This is a genomic window from Microbacterium sp. BF1, assembly GCF_019279095.1.
Lineage (GTDB): Bacteria > Actinomycetota > Actinomycetes > Actinomycetales > Microbacteriaceae > Microbacterium > Microbacterium maritypicum.
Map to the genome: position 1 here is coordinate 1 of NZ_JAGYWT010000429.1, position 2,094 is coordinate 2,094.

Annotated in this window: 3 protein-coding genes; 2 read left to right on the forward strand and 1 reads right to left on the reverse strand. The window is 67.3% G+C overall.

Features of this window, described 5'->3' with window-relative positions; genetic code table 11:
• Positions 1 to 84: 84 nt before the first annotated feature.
• On the reverse strand, positions 85 to 534 hold the full coding sequence (locus KZA10_RS13200) for a globin (protein ID WP_017830670.1): 450 nt from the start codon (positions 532 to 534) through the stop codon (positions 85 to 87).
• A 134-nt stretch (positions 535 to 668) separates the two neighbouring features.
• On the opposite strand from KZA10_RS13200, the gene KZA10_RS13205 reads away from it, so the two are divergent.
• Both KZA10_RS13205 and KZA10_RS13210 read left to right on the forward strand, forming a co-directional pair.
• Positions 669 to 1,313 carry a hypothetical protein gene (locus KZA10_RS13205; protein ID WP_218683106.1) on the forward strand — a complete coding sequence of 215 codons (645 nt, stop codon included), beginning with the start codon at positions 669 to 671 and terminating at the stop codon, positions 1,311 to 1,313.
• Positions 1,314 to 1,356: 43 nt separating this feature from the next.
• Positions 1,357 to 2,094 (forward strand): MoxR family ATPase (locus tag KZA10_RS13210; protein WP_218683107.1); only part of this gene is annotated, 738 nt, incomplete at its 3' end.

Below are 2,094 nucleotides of genomic sequence, written 5' to 3' on the forward strand. Positions count from 1 at the left end.
CGGCATCGAGTGCCTCCGCCGCCGCGACGAGGCCGGCCAACCCCCATCCGATCACAAGGACGTCTGCAGACAGGGGTGTCGTCGTCATGAGTTCTCCGTTGATTCCTGACGTGATCGGGCCTCGAGCGTCGGGCGACCACCCGGACCGGCACCGATCCCGGAAGGCTCGAGTGAGTTCACCATGGCATAGGCGGCCCGCTCCAGGTAGTCCCACAGCGTGGTTTCGTGCAGGGGGGACAACTGCGCCTCGTCCACAGCTGTTCGCATGTGACGAAGCCAACGATCGCGCGCGTCCGCGTCGATGCGGAAGGGCATGTGCCGCATACGGAGCCGCGGGTGTCCGCGCGTCTCGCCGTAGGTCGTGGGACCGCCCCAGTACTGCTCGAGGAACATCCGCAGGCGATCCTCCGCGGGGCCCAGGTCTTCTTCGGGGTACATCGGCTTCATCACCGGGTCGAGTGCGACCTCGCGATAGAACACCGAGACGATCTTCGCGAACGTGTCGTGCCCGCCGATCTCGTCGTAGAAGGTCACTTCTGGGTGCTCCCGTCGTCGTTCGGCTTCTTGCGGCGCCAGATCCCGCGGTCGGGGATGATCGGGACGCCGGTCACGGCATTCGGCCGGGTCTTGGGCGGAGCCTCACGAACGGCACGAACTACAACGTGCGGGTGCGGGCAGTGGCGACGGTCGAGGGCTCGACGTATGCGAGCGCCGACTCGAACCAGATCACGGGAAACCCCTACGGTCCGCTGAAGCAACCGGCGGTCACCGCATCGCAGAATCCCACGAGCGTCACGTTCAACTGGGATGCGGGGCCCGCAGCGAACGGCCGTTCGATCAAGACCGTGCGCATCCGCATCGATGGCGGCGGGTGGCAGAACGTCGGCGCCAGCGGCAGCCGGACGGTCGGCGACGGCTACAGCCAGCGCCGCACGATCGACGTCGAGGTCACCGACCAGGCCGGACAGCAGATCACCCGCTCCGCGGAGCAGACATCAGGGCCGAAGCCTGATCCCCGTGCCTGGGTCACGTCTACCGGAAACGCGAACGGCCAGCCGAACTGCAACGACGGCACGTGCGCGTACTTCTACCTCACCGGCCGCGGGTTCCCCGCGAACTCCAGCATGTGGGTGCAGTGCGCCAGCAACGCCCCGCCTCCCTACGGCGGCACGTTCGCCGGACGGACCGTCACGACCGACGGCAACGGCAACATCGATCAGCAGCTGGGCTGCTACCTCGGCATGCGCCGGGGCACGATCGAGGCGTGGGTCGTGATGGACGGCAAAGAATACGAACACAGGGTCTGGCAGTGATGCCGCGCGACACCTCCTCACAACAACAAGGAACGACACACTCATGACAATGACCCCCGAGCAGGCCGCCTGGTTCCAGGGAACCTTCCAGCGCCTCGTCGAGAACATCGACAAGGCCGTGCAGGGCAAGCAGGAGATCGTCGGTCTCGTGCTGGCCTCGATGCTCGCCGAGGGCCATGTGCTCCTCGAGGACGCACCGGGCACGGGCAAGACCAGCCTCGCCAAGGCGCTGGCCGCGACCGTGCAGGGCACCAGCACGCGCATCCAGTTCACCCCCGACCTGCTGCCGTCCGACGTGACGGGTGTGACGATCTACGACCAGCAGTCGCACCGCTTCGAGTTCCACAAGGGCCCGATCTTCGCGTCGATCGTGCTCGCCGACGAGATCAACCGCGCGTCGCCGAAGACCCAGTCGGCGCTGCTCGAGGTCATGGAGGAGTCGCGCGTCACGGTCGACGGCGTCACCCACGAGACCGGGCGCCCGTTCCTCGTGATCGCCACGCAGAACCCCATCGAGCAGGCGGGAACCTACAAGCTGCCCGAGGCGCAGCTCGACCGCTTCCTGATCAAGACCTCGATCGGATACCCCGACCTCGCGGTGACCGAGAGCATCCTCGCCGGCGCCTCCGACCGCAACCCGTCTGCCGGTCTGTCCGCGATCATCACGACCAGTGCCGTCGCCGACATGGCCGACCTCGCAGCGACGGTGCATGTCGAGCCCGCCGTGCTCCGCTATGTGGCCGAGCTCGCCGAGGCCACGCGCGAGGACGGGGCCATCCGG